This is a genomic window from Marinoscillum sp. MHG1-6 (assembly GCF_024714475.1).
GTDB lineage: Bacteria > Bacteroidota > Bacteroidia > Cytophagales > Cyclobacteriaceae > JAMZMI01.
In genome coordinates this window covers 660,738-678,024 of the sequence record NZ_JAMZMI010000001.1, presented here as the reverse complement: position 1 = coordinate 678,024, position 17,287 = coordinate 660,738, and the positions used below count along the sequence as shown (strand labels likewise).

Annotated in this window: 13 protein-coding genes; 2 read left to right on the top strand and 11 right to left on the bottom strand. The window is 41.0% G+C overall.

Annotated features, from left to right (window positions below):
- Positions 1-77 precede the first annotated feature (77 nt).
- The 4 genes from NXR94_RS02960 to NXR94_RS02945 are packed head-to-tail and all read right to left on the bottom strand — an operon-like array spanning position 78 to position 4,581.
- Positions 78-1,019: a PorP/SprF family type IX secretion system membrane protein gene (locus NXR94_RS02960; protein ID WP_258103081.1), complete on the bottom strand. Its 942-nt coding sequence runs from the start codon at positions 1,017-1,019 to the stop codon at positions 78-80.
- Positions 1,020-1,066: 47 nt separating this feature from the next.
- Entirely contained in the window at positions 1,067-1,855 is a 789-nt protein-coding gene (locus NXR94_RS02955) for a uroporphyrinogen-III synthase (protein ID WP_258103080.1), read from the bottom strand.
- Between the two features lie 41 nt (positions 1,856-1,896).
- Positions 1,897-2,970, bottom strand: coding sequence for a DUF4271 domain-containing protein (locus NXR94_RS02950; protein WP_258103079.1), 1,074 nt, complete (start codon positions 2,968-2,970; stop codon positions 1,897-1,899).
- A complete protein-coding gene (locus tag NXR94_RS02945) occupies positions 2,971-4,581 on the bottom strand; it encodes a BamA/TamA family outer membrane protein (protein WP_258103078.1) in 1,611 nt (536 codons plus the stop codon).
- Between the two features lie 93 nt (positions 4,582-4,674).
- On the opposite strand from NXR94_RS02945, the gene hemW reads away from it, so the two are divergent.
- Together hemW and NXR94_RS02935 are read left to right on the top strand one after the other, a co-directional pair.
- Positions 4,675-5,805, top strand: coding sequence for a radical SAM family heme chaperone HemW (gene hemW, locus NXR94_RS02940; RefSeq protein WP_258103077.1), 1,131 nt, complete (start codon positions 4,675-4,677; stop codon positions 5,803-5,805).
- Between the two features lie 22 nt (positions 5,806-5,827).
- The gene (locus NXR94_RS02935; protein ID WP_258103076.1) at positions 5,828-6,193 is read left to right on the top strand and encodes a hypothetical protein; all 366 of its coding nucleotides are present in this window, start codon (positions 5,828-5,830) and stop codon (positions 6,191-6,193) included.
- Here NXR94_RS02935 and NXR94_RS02930 read toward each other — a convergent pair.
- The 7 genes from NXR94_RS02930 to NXR94_RS02900 form a co-directional block, all read right to left on the bottom strand.
- On the bottom strand, positions 6,190-6,903 hold the full coding sequence (locus tag NXR94_RS02930; protein ID WP_258103075.1) for a LytTR family DNA-binding domain-containing protein: 714 nt from the start codon (positions 6,901-6,903) through the stop codon (positions 6,190-6,192). The two genes, NXR94_RS02935 and NXR94_RS02930, sit on opposite strands and share 4 nt — an antisense overlap.
- Positions 6,904-6,926: 23 nt before the next feature.
- Positions 6,927-7,952 carry a sensor histidine kinase gene (locus NXR94_RS02925; protein ID WP_258103074.1) on the bottom strand — a complete coding sequence of 342 codons (1,026 nt, stop codon included), beginning with the start codon at positions 7,950-7,952 and terminating at the stop codon, positions 6,927-6,929.
- Positions 7,953-8,165: 213 nt separating this feature from the next.
- Positions 8,166-11,027, bottom strand: a complete 2,862-nt coding sequence (gene uvrA / locus NXR94_RS02920; protein ID WP_258103073.1) for an excinuclease ABC subunit UvrA — start codon at positions 11,025-11,027, stop codon at positions 8,166-8,168.
- Positions 11,028-11,095: 68 nt separating this feature from the next.
- Entirely contained in the window at positions 11,096-11,830 is a 735-nt protein-coding gene (locus NXR94_RS02915) for a TIGR00730 family Rossman fold protein (RefSeq protein WP_258103072.1), read from the bottom strand.
- Positions 11,831-11,881: 51 nt separating this feature from the next.
- On the bottom strand, positions 11,882-12,778 hold the full coding sequence (locus NXR94_RS02910) for a TIGR01777 family oxidoreductase (protein WP_258103071.1): 897 nt from the start codon (positions 12,776-12,778) through the stop codon (positions 11,882-11,884).
- Positions 12,779-12,875: 97 nt separating this feature from the next.
- Entirely contained in the window at positions 12,876-15,683 is a 2,808-nt protein-coding gene (locus tag NXR94_RS02905) for a TonB-dependent receptor (RefSeq protein ID WP_258103070.1), read from the bottom strand.
- A gap of 199 nt (positions 15,684-15,882) precedes the next feature.
- On the bottom strand, positions 15,883-17,175 hold the full coding sequence (locus NXR94_RS02900) for a hypothetical protein (protein WP_258103069.1): 1,293 nt from the start codon (positions 17,173-17,175) through the stop codon (positions 15,883-15,885).
- Positions 17,176-17,287 lie beyond the last annotated feature (112 nt).

Sequence of the window (17,287 nt, the reverse complement as noted above, 5' to 3'; positions counted from 1 at the left end):
AAGGTTACCACGCAAGTTTGATTTGCAAATTATCCAATTTTCAGTTTTAAACAAGCTTTTTTCAAAAGCTGTATAAGCTAGAAACTAAACCTTGGGGTTTTAACACTTTTCCTTCCACCAAAAACCAGTTCAGGCAACAAATACTTGATGAGTATTTCGTGTGACGTTGAGTTCTTCGCTGCGCGGTTGTGGACAATATATTCGAAAGCATATCCCACCTTGAGTTGGTTTTGTAACAACCCATAACCAACAAACGCCATTAGCGACTCTTCCAATCTATATGAAACACCGGTCCAAAGTTTCGTTTGATAATAAACCATTGAACCGACATCAAATGTCACTTCCGATAGATCGGATCGCACGTTAAGATTTGGTCTTAAAATGAAATCCGGGGTTAGTTTATATTGAGTTCCGGCGCTCAAAGTATAGGAGCGCTCTATCTTCCCATAGCCAAAATCAAAATTCGGCTCTAAAGTATTTAACGTACTTAGACCAAGATAATACCCCTGATTAGAAACATACCAGGCTCCAAAACCAAAATCCGGTTTTAACTGTGATTGTGTTATCTCAGACTTTAACGGGTCCTCAGGGTCATTAAAATTGAGCTCATTTCCTCTCAACACCTTGGAGTATAAACCCGAAGTAACGCCTAAATAAAGCGAGGCAAAATTCAATCTGATCTGAAAAGCGGTCTGAAAATGTATTTGGAAATTGTTTTCCGCACCCAGATTATCATTTGAAATATTCAATCCGAAGCCAGTAAGTGGAATGCCTTGGATAGGAACATTAAAACAAAGCATCTGAGTATTTGGAGCCCCGCCGTTAGAATAAAAATTAGGGGAGTACCCCGTCCACTGATTTCTGTAGACAAAAATGAGATTGGAAACAGATTCAGCACCTAGAGCTCCCGGATTGAAGCTACTTGGGACTAACATCTGGTGGCTCAAAAAAAGACTGTTTTGGGCTTTCAACTGCCCAAAACATATCATTAATATAAGCAAGAGGATAATTCGTCTCATAACCTATCCTAAAGGTACGGAAACAAAAATACCCGCGATAAAGAATACTACATTATGTTATTTGCCTTTTTGATATAAAGTTCCAATGCACCTGTCATTGATGGGGCATTTGGAAGAGGCGCCTGAATATCAAGAATCAAACCGGCATCTTTGACTGCCTTTGCAGTGGTAGGCCCAAAAGCAGCAATACGCGTTTTGTTTTGCTTGAAATCAGGAAAATTATCAAACAATGAACTGATACCTGATGGACTAAAAAAAGCAATAATGTCATAGGTAATATCAGAAAGATCTGATAGATCAGCTGCTACCGTCTTGTAAATAATGGCCTCGGTATATTGATAATTATTCTCCTCGAGGAAATTCGGAATGTCATCCTTACGGATATTAGAACAAGGGAAAAGATACTTTTCACCTTTGTGCTTCTTCATCACCTCAAGCAGGTCCTGAGCAGTCCTAAGCCCTGTAAATATTTTTCTTTTTCGGATTACGATGTACTTCTGAAGATAGTTAGCCGTTTGTTCAGAAATACAGAAATATTTCATGTCAGCAGGAATCTCCACCTTGCTTTCCTGCGCTAATCTGAAGAAATGATCAACAGCATTTCGACTAGTGAATATCACCGCCGAATGATCGAGGATATCGATTTTTTGCTTTCTAAACTCCTTAATGCCCACTGGGTCGATGGCAATAAATTGCCTGAAATCAATTTTTACATTGTATTTCGACGCAAGCTTTTCGTAAGGAGAATTTTCTGTTTGTGGTTCTGGCTGTGAAACCAGTATTGAAGAGACTTTATTTAATCTCTCCTGAGATGTTAGTAACAATTCTTCGCTCATTCCTATCTATCCTAAATATGAGAACCTTTGATCTAACCTATCTATTTGATTAGCAGATATATCAAAATAAACCCTGGTAAAAATTCAGTTGTGCAAAGGTAGGAAATAATCATAATTTTTTTCAGTGAGGTAACTCTATCTATTTTAAAATAAGAGATAAGCTGAAATATTGCTACCGAAAATGTCAGGATATAACCGATAAAACTGAACCAGCTAGAGCTATTAAGGACTAGATATGCAAGGTCCAGAACAGTTATCAATAAAATAAAAAGGGCTACCCAGGAAAAGTAATTCATAAAATCCTGATTTTGGATGTTACTTACTTCCCTAAACTTGAAAAATGATGATAAAATGACAGATATGAGGTGCTTACCCAAAATTAATATTGCCACCAGTCCAGTAAAAAACAGTTGCTCCGCCATCAGACCACCGAAAGATATTCCCGAACCAATCAACTGAACCCGGTAATTGATATAAACCACGGGCACCGCTACCAAATATGCTAGATATAACAGTATTAGGATATTGTCCGCACTGAAAAAATCAGGATAAAAATCATCATACGAAGATCTCCTTCTGATGGCCAGTGGATTAGAAAAAAGCTTATCAAACCTTATCGTATAGTACCGGCGTAAAATCGCTCCAAACACAAGCAAAATCAGCAAACTGATCAAATAATAGTCCCTTAAACTATTGCCCGACTTATATTCTATCTCCAAATCATCAGATTCGATTGCAACCACATGGTTTAATTCCGTAGTCAAACTGGTCAACCCTCTTGGTCCACTAATCTGTATATTCAAAGTATCAGAGGGAAGCTCCTCAAAATCTTCAAGCTGAAGAGATACGCATGAACTCACCTGGTGCTTAAACATTCGCAGGTTCACCCAAATATCGTATGGCTCATCATTGCATATCTTTATAATCTGATTTTCCTTGAGAACCGTATTAAACGAGACCAATTCAATTCCACTGGTTCCTGTTGCCGGGGTGGTTTCTCCTTCATTAAGATATACCCATTGGTATCTCAAATCCTCAAGTAATACAGTATCAGTCTGGGCAACGAGCCCAAAAGATATTATTAACAGTAAGCACGAGAGAATCAATTTTTTCATTTAAAACCTGGAAATGTATCCAAAATGAATTTTGGCCGTGGAAAAACTCATTGGGTTTCCTTCAGACTTGCCGACGGCCATGGCGAAATTAAACAAACTGGATTTTGTGGAAAGGGCAAATCCCAATCCAAGTCCAAAAGGATAATCAGTGATGGATTTTCCTTGATACAACAGCTGATCATAAAAGAGCATAAAATAGGATGACCGCTCAAAGTATTGACGCAATTCCATTCTGCTCATCAAATATTTTCTGGCATAGAACTCATTTTCGTTAAATCCTCTAACTGATCTGAAACCGCCAATTCTATAGGCTTCATTATTTAATACTGATTCATTCTCAAGCCAGCCCATGGAAACCTCGTTGAAGAACGCCAGTTGATCATCAAAAGCGAATTGGTTTTTGACATCCAGCTGAAATCTGGCGATGTTCGTTTTCAATTTAATAGAGTCATAATAATTATCCGGGAAGTTTGGATTCCTTTGAATTTGCTTTTGACCAAGGCTTGCCAAAGCCTTCCATTTAAATCCTCCTCTAAAATCAAATGGCCATTCATAACTATTATTATTCAACTCCAACCCATAGAAATCCCTTTGGAAATCAATAATGTTTTGTGATTCAGCATATTGTTGATCGAGCGTGATCAGATTTGTATTGGACCGATGATAAGTAGCTTTCAATGTGGTTGAAGTACCAATATATGCCCCCAACTTTAGTTTCCAATCTTGATTTAAAAACCCCGTATCCTGTTTAAATAAATGAAAGTCTACATCCAACAACAGATTGGATTTTATCAAATATGGATGCCGGTAACTAAGGTCTATTGATTGTGATTGTTGAGCAAACCGATTCCACTGAAATGAAAACTCCTTTCCTGAGCCAAAAAGATTACTAAGGTATAAGTCTAAATATCCCGTAACCAACAACCCTCCATTCGCCTGATTGGGAAGAAACCCAATTATTCCTTCGAAGGAGCTAGAAGATTGTTCCTCAATATCAAGATAGATGATTGATTTCCCGTCACTAAAGGACACATCCGGAGGTGCATTCAAGGTAGCATAGGGTAGCCTGCTCAATTTTTGCGAAAGTGCTTTGTAGTCAGATTCCTTAAATGGTTGCCCTGTTTCAATATCCAAAAGCTTTTCAACATACTCCAGATCGCTTTTAATAGGATTTATTAGATAGAGACTATCATATACAATGTATGGCCCCTTACAAAGTTCCAAAGCCGCCCTATATCCGCCTGATTGAGGATGAATATCATTAAGCTGAAATGTTGCAAAGGGATACCCCTTGTCGATCCAAAATTCATTAACCTCCTTTCTTAAATTCTTGTATGCTATTGGACGCCACCGATCCACCATTTTGTTCTCATCCAAATCATAAATGGAGTCAACTTCGAACCAGTATTTTTTACCACGATGCAGGTAAGAGGAAGAGTCTGAGGCTCCGAAAATTTGACAGAATAGATACCCTTTGGACCATTGGGCCAGCTGCAATTCCCTTAGATAAAATTCAATATCTGTCTGAGATATCCCCGAGTCAAATACTTTTACTCTTTGACTGTCCAGATATACGACGTGCTGTGCGAGAGTGGTCCTTCCCAGACTCAACAGTTGGACTAAAAACAAAAAAATCCATGCACACCTCATTATCTTCGCAAGATAATCACACTCATTAGTGATTAATTAAAAGTATCAACCTCTGTGGCTGGAATATATATTCATATCCCTTTTTGTAAACAGGCATGCCACTATTGTGACTTCCACTTCAGTACGAATCTGACTAATACCAACGAGATGGTTCGCGCCATCCTACTTGAATTAGCTATTAGAAAAGATTATCTGGGCTCTGAGACTATCGAAACCATCTACTTTGGTGGCGGAACCCCGTCAATTTTAGAAGAGGCCCACATCGCAATGATCCTCAATCGAATTCGGAAAAATCATTCTGTCGGCACATCTCCCGAGATTACCCTGGAGGCCAATCCTGATGATCTCAACAGTAAAAAATTGGCAGGATTGAAGGCCGCAGGTATAAATCGTTTGAGTGTAGGCATTCAAACTTTTCAAGATGATCGACTTAAGCTAATCAACAGAACTCACTCCGCCCGGGAAGCTATTAACTGCATCAAAAATGCCCAGGAGATCGGTTTTGACAACCTGACCGCTGACCTGATCTATGCCTTACCACCTGAAGAAATGGACTATTGGAAACATGATCTTCAACAGATGGTCGCGCTCAAACTCCCTCACATTTCACTTTATGGCCTTACGATCGAAGAAAAAACTGTTTTTGGTAATTGGGTAGCAAAAGGAAAACTACAAGAAACCTCTGAAGATCTTGCCGCTAACCAATATAAATATGCCATTGAATACTTATCTGATCTGGGATACAGACAATATGAGGTCTCCAATTTCGCAAAACCCGGATATGAATCCAGACATAACAGTGCCTATTGGTCAGGTAAGAGCTACCTGGGAATAGGCCCCGGTGCCCATTCTTTTGATGGTCAACATCGCTCCTACAACATTCGACACAATCACAAATACATTGAGGCCATCCAAAGTGGAGAAATACCTGAGACCGTCGAGACCCTAAGTGATCTTCAAAGAATTAACGAGATCATATTAACCGAACTCCGAACTGTTGAAGGAATTGACCTGAACTCGCTCAAAATTCGATGGAGAAAAGACCTTTTAAATGATCAAAAAGAAGAAATCGACAATTTATTGCGTTCAGATTTCGTCAAATTAGAGAATAGCCAACTCTCTCTTACGACGGCAGGGTTTATGGTTGCCGATGATATTGCGCTACGATTATTCTATGATGAATAACTAAATCTGCTAATTTTAAGACATGGATCTGGAACAAAAGAAAGCAGTCATGCTTCTAAAATCACTCGTATTCCACTATCATGGATTGGATGCTGAAGAAACTCAGCTTTTGGAGGATGCTGCAAAAAAATACGATGCCAAAGAGCAGTTGAACTGGTCCAATGACTTTCTCGCAGAGGACTACCTTTCTGCCTTTGAGCGCTCCAGAGACTTCTTATCCAAGGTTTTCCTAAAGCTGGACAAACAAGAGCGCCTTCACCAACTTACTGAAGTATGGGAAGAAAATTACGTGAAGGGCTATGTTACGGAAATGGAGACCTCCGCCATGATCCACTTGTCACAGGATTGGAAAATACAGAAAGAATTTCTTCAGCATATAAACCATTAAAGGCTCATACGCTCTTTAAATCTAGCTGCCTGCCGACGACTTACCTCTATTTTTTCACCTCCCTTAAGTTGAACAAGTAGTCCCCCATTGAACCAGGTATCAATATTCTCAACCCAGGCCAGGTTGATGATATGCTTCCTGCTGGCTCGAAAGAAATGTCTACTATCCAATCGCTCATCCAGGGCGTTTAGGGATTTATGGATCATCGGTTTGTTGGTTCCGAAGTAAACCTTGATATAATTACCATCGGATTCAAAAAGTCGGACATCCGATAATTTGACGAACCAGCACCGGTCCCCGTCTTTTACAAAAACCTGATCATCGTTAGCCAACGTCTCACGATTCAAAGCCTTATCGGTAGTATTTTCCTTCCGGATTTTATTGATCGCTGCACCAAGACGATCGGGTTGAATTGGTTTAAGCAGGTAGTCCAATGCATTTACATCGAAGGCCTTGATGGCAAATTCATCATAAGCCGTGGTAAAGATGACATCAGGAACCTTCTCTAATTTTTCCAATAAATCAAATCCCGATTCTCCGGGCATTTGAATATCTAAAAAGATCAATTCAGGATTCAGTTTGGTAATCTGGCTTAGCGCTTCATCAACATTAGCCGCTTCCCCTACGATTTCGATGTCTTTGTGTTGATCGAGCAGGGTGGTTAGCTCCTTTCTGGCTAAACGCTCATCATCTACAATCAGTGCTTTCATATTTCTTCAATTGTCTTGTTCTATTAAAGATATCTAGGAATATTGATTTTGGTCAATACTGTATCATTCGTTTCATTTCGGATTTCAAAGCTGGCCTGATTCCCATAGATCAATTCCAGCCTTTTTTTGGTGTTGTTTATTCCAAAACCTTTGTTCCTCCTATATTTCCCATTCACAAGCTGACCCGAATTCCTGATTTCAATTGAAAGCGCATTATCCACCACTATCGTTTTCAGGTGTACCACTCCACCGTTTTTTAACGTCGAAATTCCATGCTTAATTCCATTTTCGACTAAGGTTTGGATCATCAAAGGAGGGATCATGAAACCCTCAGACTGTGGCTCAATTTCAAATACAGTCTTTAATCTTTCTTCATACCTTATTGATTCTAATGCCAAATAGTCCTTGATGGTAGTCAGTTCATCTGAAAATGAAATAAGTCGCTGCCGATCCACGGCAAGAGAATTCCTTAGAATGTTTGACAGCTGAGTAATCGCCACCTTGGCTTTAGCCGGGTTTTCATCCACCAGCGCTCTGATACTGTTCAAGGCATTGAACATGAAATGAGGGTTCAATTGGGACCGCAAATTCCTTAATTCTATTTCCCGGGCTGCTGCCTCATACTTGAGGGAGTTATTATAGCTTTCGAAGTAATAGAAGGAAACATAAAGAATCGTCCATAGCGTGTATATCACAAAAGGCCCAAAATAATTGAGTACAACCGGTACCAGCATAAAATCCCGGGTACTGAGCTCTCCTAATAGTAAGGTATAAACAGTGAGAAAGGTGAAATTGAATAAGCTCAGAACACTTATTAATCCAATCAGTCTGGGAATCAGGATAGACAGTGTTTTGACCAACCATCCCCGGCTAATAAGGATGTATCTGATGAAGTGTGTAGTGCTGATATAGAAAAGCACCAATAATACTTCACCAACCACATGGTTAACATCAGGTTGCTGAGCAATCGCATACAAAACAATCTGAAGCAGGCCGTATAGTGACCAGCCGATTACCTGACAAAGCCAATAAATCTTGGTCTTACTCATAATTTAGCTGGGCAAAGTAATTCAGAATGCTCGAGCTAATCTGACAATGTTATTTGAAAGCCTTATTAGGCTCCATGATCAGACAAAATACGCCCTGAGTGGTACCTTGGTGCTTACAACACCGCTTATTAAAAGTGAAGTACCCCCAAGCGCTTGCTTAAATTAGTCAACATTTAAATATTGATGGGCGTTCTTATAAAATGAATGATTTGACTAGGAAAGTTCCAGCTCTGACTTCAGGAACTTCCCGGTATAACCTTCTTTTGATTTGGCTACCTCCTCAGGCGTTCCTTCAGCTACTATTTTCCCTCCACCATGCCCCCCTTCCGGGCCAAGATCAATGATGTAATCAGACACTTTGATCACATCGAGGTTATGCTCAATGATCAAAACTGTATTGCCCTTATCCACGAGTTTATTTAACACTTCCAATAAATGCTGGATATCCTGAAAATGCAGACCCGTGGTAGGCTCATCCAAAATGTAAAAAGTTTTACCTGTGTCCCTTTTCGAGAGCTCTGTAGAAAGTTTCACCCTTTGGGCCTCGCCTCCTGATAAAGTGGTAGCATGCTGACCGAGTGAAACGTAGCCTAATCCAACATCAAACAATGTTTGAATTTTATTGAGGATTTTTGGCTGGTTTTCAAAGAAATCAACGGCTTGCTCCACAGTCATATCAAGGATATCAGAGATAGACTTCCCTTTAAACCTTACCTCCAGCGTTTCCCGGTTATATCGCTTGCCTTTACAGGTCTCACAAGGCACATGAACATCCGGCAGAAAGTCCATCTCAATCACTCGCATACCTCCACCCTGGCATGTTTCACATCTTCCGCCTTTGACGTTGAATGAAAATCTGCCAGGCTTGTACCCTCGGATCTTCGCCTCCGGCAATTCGGAAAACAACGCTCGAATGTCGGTGAATACGCCGGTATAAGTAGCGGGATTTGATCTTGGTGTCCGTCCGATGGGAGACTGGTCAACCTCGATCACCTTGTCCACGTTTTTAATCCCTTCTATGGATTCATAGGGAAGCGGCTCTGTCCGCGATTTATAAAAATGCCTTTTCAACACCGGATATAATGTCTCGTGTATCAAACTTGACTTTCCTCCTCCGGAAACTCCTGTGATACAAATCATCTTACCCAATGGTAATTTCAAGTCTACACTCTTCAGGTTATGACCGGTAGCTCCGGTTAGCATCAGCCATTTTCCATTGCCATCACGTCTCTTTTCCGGAAGTTCAATCTTACTTTCTCCGTTGAGAAAGCTTGCTGTTAGGGTCTGGTTCCTGACAAAATCCGTAGGGGGTTCTGCCGCCATAATTTGCCCACCATGTCTTCCCGCTCCTGGTCCGATATCAATGATAAAATCCGACTCCAGCATCATGTCCTTGTCGTGCTCGACCACAATGACTGTATTTCCCAAATCCCGAAGGTCCTTTAGCGCTTTGATGAGCTTGACATTATCACGCTGGTGCAATCCAATACTTGGCTCGTCAAGTATGTACAACACATTGACTAGCTGGGTGCCAATCTGGGTGGCCAGCCTGATTCGCTGTGCCTCGCCTCCTGAAAGTGTTCTTAGGGAACGATTTAAGCTCAAATAATCCAGTCCCACGTCCAACAAAAACCCTACACGCTTTCTCAGCTCCTTAAGCACTTCTTTGGCTATTACATTTTGCCTTTCTGACAAGCGGTCTTCCAAACCAACCATCCAGTCCGCGAGTGCATCTATACTCTTCTCAGCCAGTTGACCGATATGATGATCATCGATCTTGAAATGTAATGATTCCTTTTTCAGTCGATAGCCATCGCATTCCGGGCAAGTTCTGATATCTGTATAATCGCTGATCCATTGACGCATTTTTTCAGAACCGGAATCCTTCTGTTTCTCCAGGAAATTGATAATCCCTTCAAATCGCGTATTCCAGTCTGTGCCGGGGTATTTGACCGAGCTTACAGCCACAGGCACATCGTCCCCGTAGAGTAATACATGCACCACTTCCTCTGACAGGTTATTGATTGGTGTAGTCAGGTCAGCCCCATTCTTCTTGAGTATCGCCTGAATCTTTTTGAAAATCCAAATGTCACGGTATTCACCCAATGGAGCAATCCCTCCCCGGCTAATGCTCAATTCAGGATTTGGAATGACTGACTCTTGCGAGATCTCTTCTATCTGACCTAAACCATTACAGCTTTGGCAGGCACCATATGGCGAGTTGAAAGAAAAACTATTGGGTGCAGGCTCATCGTACGAAAGTCCGGATTCCGGATCCATAAGGTTACGGGAGAAGTGGGCCACCTTACCCTCTGCGTCGAGAACCATCAACACACCATCAGCTTGTTTGAAGGCAGTGATCAGTGATTGGCGAATACGCTTTTCATCCTTGGCCTGTACAATGATGCGATCGATAACAATTTCTATATCATGGGTCTTATACCGGTCCACCTGCATTTTGGGTTCGATCTCCATGATCTCACCATCGATACGGGCTTTGGTAAAGCCCATTTTCCGGATTTGAAGAAAAAGCTCACGATAATGGCCTTTTCTACCTTTTACTACCGGAGCCAGAATGGTCAACTTGCCTCCGTCATAAGTCTTCAGGATGTGTTCGAGAATTTGTTCCTCGGTTTGCCGAACCATTTTATTCCCAGTGATATATGAATAGGCCTCCCCGGCACGAGCATAAAGCAACCTTAAAAAGTCATAGATCTCTGTTACCGTGCCAACCGTGGAACGCGGATTTCTTGACGTGGTTTTCTGCTCTATGGAGATCACAGGACTCAGACCATTGATCTTATCCACATCCGGCCGCTCCATGTTTCCTATAAAGGATCGGGCATAGGCAGAGAAACTCTCCATGTAGCGTCGCTGACCCTCGGCATAGATCGTATCAAAAGCCAAAGACGACTTACCGCTTCCACTAATCCCGGTAATTACTACCAGCTTGTTCCGTGGAAATGTAAGGTTGATATCCTTTAGATTATGTTCCCGAGCACCAAAAACCTCAATCACCGGAGTTGATTTACTTCTGGGTATTTGTTTTTCGGCAGTAGCTGACTGATCCTTCAATTGAGTCCTTTTTAGAATTTTGCCATTACAGGCGAACAAAGATACCCGAGATCAACAAGTGCATTGAATTAGAAGTTCGGGCTCAACAGATACTTGCTGTAAAACTCGTTGATCTTATCCACAGCTTCATCTGAAGTTTCTACGACGCAAAATAAATCAAGGTCTTCCTCACTAATGTTATTTTCCTGATCTAAAAGCACTTTTTTAATCCAGTCGATCAATCCATCCCAAAAACTATGACCTACGAGGATGATTGGAAATTTTCCAATTTTCTGGGTTTGAATCAAAGTTATCGCTTCGAACAACTCATCCAGGGTCCCAAATCCGCCAGGCATCACTATAAATCCCTGGGCATATTTCACAAACATGACCTTGCGAACAAAGAAATAATCGAAATTGATCAGCTTGTCACGGTCGATGTACAGGTTTTCAAATTGTTCGAATGGCAGATCGATGTTTAGACCAACGGAGCGACCTCCTCTGCTGTAGGCACCCTTATTTCCTGCTTCCATGATCCCCGGACCACCTCCTGTGATGACTCCATAGCCATGACCAACCAATTTGGCTGCTATTGCCTCCGCTGTCTTATAGTAAGGATTATCACTGGTCGTTCTGGCTGAACCAAAAATGGAAACACAGGGTCCAATTTTGGCTAGTTTTTCAAAACCCTGGACGAACTCCGACATTACTTTAAAAATTACCCATGAGTCCGAAGTTTTGATTTCATTCCAATCTCTTTCCTTAAATGCTTCCCTAATTTTCTCCTCCTCGCTGCGAGGATCATTCTCATCTATCTTATTCATATCTCTTACTTAATCGTACTCTCAAAAAACGAGTCAACACCTTCTACGGATTCAAACTAATAAATCGTTCACAGCTTTTTGTAGTTCTGCGTATTGAAATTCATACCCCTGAGATAGAATTTTTTTCGCGGAAACTTTCGAGCCACTGAGGACCATTGAAGCCATTTCCCCAAGTAAGCTCTTCATCACGAATGAAGGCACATTAGGCATCATCAGAGGCTTATTCAAGGCATTAGCTATAGCCTGTGTCAATTCCTTATTAGTTGCAGGTTGGGGCGCAACAGCATTAAAGGGACCCTCCAGATTTTCATCTAGTATGTGTTGAAATATCCCCACAAGGTCCTTAATATGTATCCAGCTCAGATATTGCTTCCCATTGCCAAGTGGGGCTCCTACAAATAATTTGACAGGCTTGGCGATTTCAGTAAGCGCCCCTCCATTTTCTGAAAGTACAATACCGATTCTGACCTTTGCGACTCTGGTTCGTGAGCTGAACATATCCGCCGCACCCTCCCAATCCTTTACCACCTGGGCCAAAAAATCCTTACCGGGCGGTGTGTCTTCATCTACCCATTCATCGCCTGTGTCTCCGTAAAGACCAATGGCTGAAGCGCTGATATAAGACCTGAGCTTGAGATCCAGCTTTTCGACGTAATCAAATAATAATTCAGTTGACCCAACCCGACTTTCAAGAATTTCCTTTTTTCGTTTCGTCGTCCATCGCTTATCTGCGACACCTGCTCCAGCCAGATGAATGATATGATTGACCCCTTCAAACGCCTTTTCATCAATGAAACCCTCCTCAGGGTTCCACAAAAAAGTTTCGAAAGGTGAAGTCGGTCGTTTTCTCCTGCTTAGGTGAACGACATGATGGCCAAACCTGATCAAATTCCAGCTCAAAGGCTTACCCACCAATCCACTTGCTCCGGTAATTAGTATTCTACCCATAACAATGAATAACCATTAAGTTAGGAAACCTTCCCGAATAGCAATAAAAAAAGCCCCAAATGGGGCTTTAGTATTTTCACGTCTTAAACGTCCTAAATCAAAAATTGTACGTGTAGCTTACTGAAAACTGCCTGCCCGGCTTATAAAGGGAGAATAACTGTTCTTCGTTTTTGAATTTATAAACCTGCTCAGTTTCGTCATTAAGAATGTTTTTAACAGTGACACTCAAAGAAGAATTTCTCGCTGCTCCAAATTCCTTAGACAATTTCAAGTTTAAACTGTTGAATGGCTTAGCGTAAACACTTGGCACGTTAGATACACCAACGAAAGTAAGCGTTTCGCCCTGCACGTTATAAGAGAGGTTACCTGAAATACCAGATTCGTTGTTTCTGTAACTCAAATAAGCATTCACCACATAAGGTGACTGACCAGTCATTTCTCTGTATTTGCTTACCCCATTAGCAGAACCCTGGTATGATACCAAGCTTTCATATTCTGTTTCTCCTGCCTCACTCACTTCTACCGTTTGTCTGTTTACGCGAGACATTACTAATGAAATGTTCGAACCTATCGAGAAGTCTCTCACAACATCACTAATGAACCCTAGGTCCTTTCTGAATTCAACCTCAGTTCCATAAACCTGAGCCTCACCAACGTTTCTTGGCTTAACCTGACCAGTCACGTTCGGGAAGAAAATCAAAGCGATGTGATCTGTAAAGTCTTTATAGAATGTTGAAATTGCAAACACTTCATTCGCTGTAAAGAAATATTCCCATCTCAAGTCATAGTTCAGAATTTGTGCCTGATTGATGTCCAGATTACCAGAGAACTGTATTCTCGTGATTGGATCTTCAATAAAAGCAGATGACTTCTCTTTGAAAGACGGTCTGGCAACAGTTTTATTGAATGATGCTCTAAGGTTCATATCATCTTTGAGAGAATAGATCAAACTCGCTGAAGGCAAAATGTTTGTCGCATTCATGGTTTTAACATTGTCCTGCGCCTGGAAAGAATTATCCTCAAATTTTCTAATACCCGTATAGTACATCTGAACATTCTCCACTCTCACTCCATAGATTGACTTCAATCTTTCAGAAAGTTGCATTTCATTCATTAAGTAACCTGCATAGATGTTTTGACGACCTTCATAGTCATTGTAATCGCTGCTATTATCCTGAATGTAAAGCCCATTTGGATTATCCGTAGCGTAGAGATTTTCGTCTACCAATAGATCGTTTGGATCAGTAGAAGTAACATTGAATAGGGTTAAAGGCTCATAAGCGTAGTTATTAACATCAAAAGTTCTGTTTCTAACTGTAAAAAGGCCTCCGGCTTTCAGCTTGTTGTTGTCATTTAACTCATATTCGAAATCAAGCTTGAAGCTTTCGCTAACTTCATTTAGTTGTCTCCAAAAACGGCTAATAGTTCCACCATTGGCGAATTTCAATTCACCATCATCATAGTTAATTCTAGTGTCTCTGTAGTCAGGATCGCTTATGTCCGAGAATAACAATGAATTTGACCAGTCAACTCTCAACTTACCGAAGCTGTGCTTCCCATAAGTGATATTATTTGTCATGCTCCTTTGCGTGTACGCAAGAATATCATTATAAATCCTGGTCGGATTGTTCAAAGCCGTAAAACTCAAGGTTCTATCCACTGCAGTTGAAATGCCATTTTGAGTATGAAGCAAAGTGGTTCCCACTGTATGGTTTTTAACTTTAGCTGCAAGAGTTCCAAGACCACTCCATATTACATTATTGGAGCTTAAATCACCAGTACCGCTAAAATCTCTAACCATACCCAACTGCGTGGTAGTTCTGTCAACCTCGTATCGCTTTCTTTGGAAATCTTCGTAATAGGTATTTGTATTTCTATAGTTGAAGATTACGTTGTAACCCCATGTTACCTTTTGACGCTGAACCTGATTTCTGTGAGAAAAAGAAAAGTTGGTATTCATGAAATTGGTAGCTCTTTCCGTTCCCAACTGAGGAGAAAACTGTTTTGTAATTGTCTCGACTTCACTGTCAGGGCTAGAAGCAATGCTTGCATCGCTGGCAATAGGAAGCTCTCTTACGCCGTTATCGAAACCAAGTATGTCAGTGGATGAACCTTTGTAGGACACGGCATTTGAATTGAAATGCATGCTAGGGTTGTATCCAAAACCAGCAGTAATTGAAGTTGATTTATCTTCCGGAAATGCTTTGGTTTGAATGTTAACCAAACCTCCGGCAAAATCACCTGATAGGTTTGGTGTAAAGGTCTTATATACAATTACGTTTTCAAGGATCCCTGTAGGGAACAGATCAATCTGAACATCGTTTCTATCCGGATCCAATCCGGGAACGATCATGCCATTTAGAGCCGTTTTGGTATACCTGTCACCAAGACCTCTAACATATACATATTTATCATTCTGAACAGTAACTCCTGTAACCCTTTTCATAGCAGAAGAAAGGTTGTTATCCCCTACTTTTCTGAAGGCAGACGATGAAATTCCATCAACCGTGTTTACCGATTTCTTTTGAACTGAAAGAACTCCAGCCTCATTATCCTGAATTTGAGTTGCAGTTACTACAACAGACTCCAATTGCTGAACATCTTCTGCAATGGATACATCCAAAGTTGTAACCTCTCCAGCTTTGATTTCTACCTCCTCAATGGATGTTGGACGGTATGAAACAAACTGTACCACTACACTGTGGATACCTGGCTCAAGGGTAATTGAGTAGTTACCATCGAAATCGGCTACTGCACCTTGCGTAGTTCCTGTCTTAGTGATTGTCGCACCAAAGAGACCTTCGCCAGTCGCAGCGTCGATAATTTTACCTCTGAGGTAACCGTTTTGCGAAAAAGCTAATGTGCTTAGGCTTAACATTAGCATAGAAATAATTACTCTTTTCATTCTCTGAATACTCTGAATATACCGCAAAGCTAGATTGCTACATTTGCCCTAATAATTCCGGAGTTTTAACATTTGGTTACGAAAATGGCCTTTGGAAGAATGATGATTAACATTCGGATAATATGATCTCTAAAGCAAAAGGCGCCACACCGAAGTGTATGCGCCTTTATTATTCAGAGAATTGCTCTTTGAACTTTTATTACAGACCTATAAGGTCGTCGAAGCTTTTAGTATATACTGCAAATTCAGTAGCTGAAACTTTTGTGAATTTAAGTGACCCGGATGCCACATTAGAAGCAGCATCTTCAGTCTCAATGTAAGTTTCAGTGTCGAATGAAGCAGATAGTTTAATCGCACCATCTTCGAATACCACGTTGTTAACTTCACCTTTAGCTTTTGCTTTGAAGTCCGCAGTAGTGGATGCTGATCCAACAGACATGATTGAACCATTTTTGATTACGAAGCTATCATCGAGGGTACCTTCTCTTCCATCGATCTCCAGACCTTCGTCAGAAGCATTGTCAACATAAACCAGGAAGTTATCAATAGTTCCAGCATAAGACTGGTCAACATCGAGAGCATCATCACCTACGGTGTAGACAAGTGCGTTGGTTACGTCTACCGTACCACCGAAAAATTCGATACCGTCATCCTTGTTTCCATAAACCTCGATGTAAGAAATAGAAGTACCGGAACCCACTCCACCAAGAGAAAGTCCGTTGATCTCATTACCATCTGCAAGTTCAGCACCACCATGTCTGATGGATACATATTTCAAAACACCAGAGTCGTCGGCTGCATCAGACCCACCATATTGTCCATTTGTATCTTGAGCATCCACTCCTTCGATTTGAGGATTATCCGTTTTAGCACTTACTGGAGCTTTTCCAAGAATTACCAAACCACCCCATTTAGCATTATCGGTATTTACTAAAGTAGAGCCAGAAAGGTTACCCGGTTGAATGTCATCCTCAGTTGAGGTGAAAATGATAGGGCTGGCAAGAGATCCTTCAGCCATGATTTTACCACCTTTAGCAATCATTAGAACAGCAGCATCAGCACCACTTTTAGAAGCATCTCCTTTGATGATAGTACCTGGCTCAATAGTCAAAGTAATTCCATCAAGTACAGTTACTCTGGTTTTTAGGATATAAACTGAATCAGCATCCCAGGTAGTGTTGACAGAAATGTTTGAAGTCACATCTACTTCGATAGCAGAATTAGGTGCGATGGCAGAAGTAGGAGCAGTGTTAGCACCACCAAGTTGGCCATGAATTGCAGCCGCAGTCCATCCGTCAAATACGGAAGCATCAGTAACTCCGGTTGCAGTAGCGTCAACAGCAGCTGCAGCGTCAACAGCAGTTTGAGCAGAAATTACTGATTCATCAGCAATCTCCTCGTATGATTTTTTCTTTTCAGGGTCATTATCGCTACATGACACGATAAATATCAGGTTAGTTAGCGCAAACGCAAGTGTGAATAATTTTCTCATTTTTTATCCTGTTTAATTTTTCGTTTTATCGTTTTCAAAACTCAACACAAATGTGAGCTACTAATGTTAACTCATAGAATGAGCCGTATTACGATATCATTAAACTAGAATG

Excerpts from the sequence above, each read along its gene's own strand:
- NXR94_RS02960 (WP_258103081.1), bottom strand. The coding sequence starts at position 1,019 with ATGAGACGAATTATCCTCTTGCTTATATTAATGATATGTTTTGGGCAG.
- NXR94_RS02955 (WP_258103080.1), bottom strand. The coding sequence starts at position 1,855 with ATGAGCGAAGAATTGTTACTAACATCTCAGGAGAGATTAAATAAAGTC.
- NXR94_RS02950 (WP_258103079.1), bottom strand. The coding sequence starts at position 2,970 with ATGAAAAAATTGATTCTCTCGTGCTTACTGTTAATAATATCTTTTGGG.
- NXR94_RS02935 (WP_258103076.1), top strand. The coding sequence starts at position 5,828 with ATGGATCTGGAACAAAAGAAAGCAGTCATGCTTCTAAAATCACTCGTA.
- NXR94_RS02930 (WP_258103075.1), bottom strand. The coding sequence starts at position 6,903 with ATGAAAGCACTGATTGTAGATGATGAGCGTTTAGCCAGAAAGGAGCTA.
- NXR94_RS02925 (WP_258103074.1), bottom strand. The coding sequence starts at position 7,952 with ATGAGTAAGACCAAGATTTATTGGCTTTGTCAGGTAATCGGCTGGTCA.
- NXR94_RS02915 (WP_258103072.1), bottom strand. The coding sequence starts at position 11,830 with ATGAATAAGATAGATGAGAATGATCCTCGCAGCGAGGAGGAGAAAATT.
- NXR94_RS02910 (WP_258103071.1), bottom strand. The coding sequence starts at position 12,778 with ATGGGTAGAATACTAATTACCGGAGCAAGTGGATTGGTGGGTAAGCCT.
- NXR94_RS02905 (WP_258103070.1), bottom strand. The coding sequence starts at position 15,683 with ATGAAAAGAGTAATTATTTCTATGCTAATGTTAAGCCTAAGCACATTA.
- NXR94_RS02900 (WP_258103069.1), bottom strand. The coding sequence starts at position 17,175 with ATGAGAAAATTATTCACACTTGCGTTTGCGCTAACTAACCTGATATTT.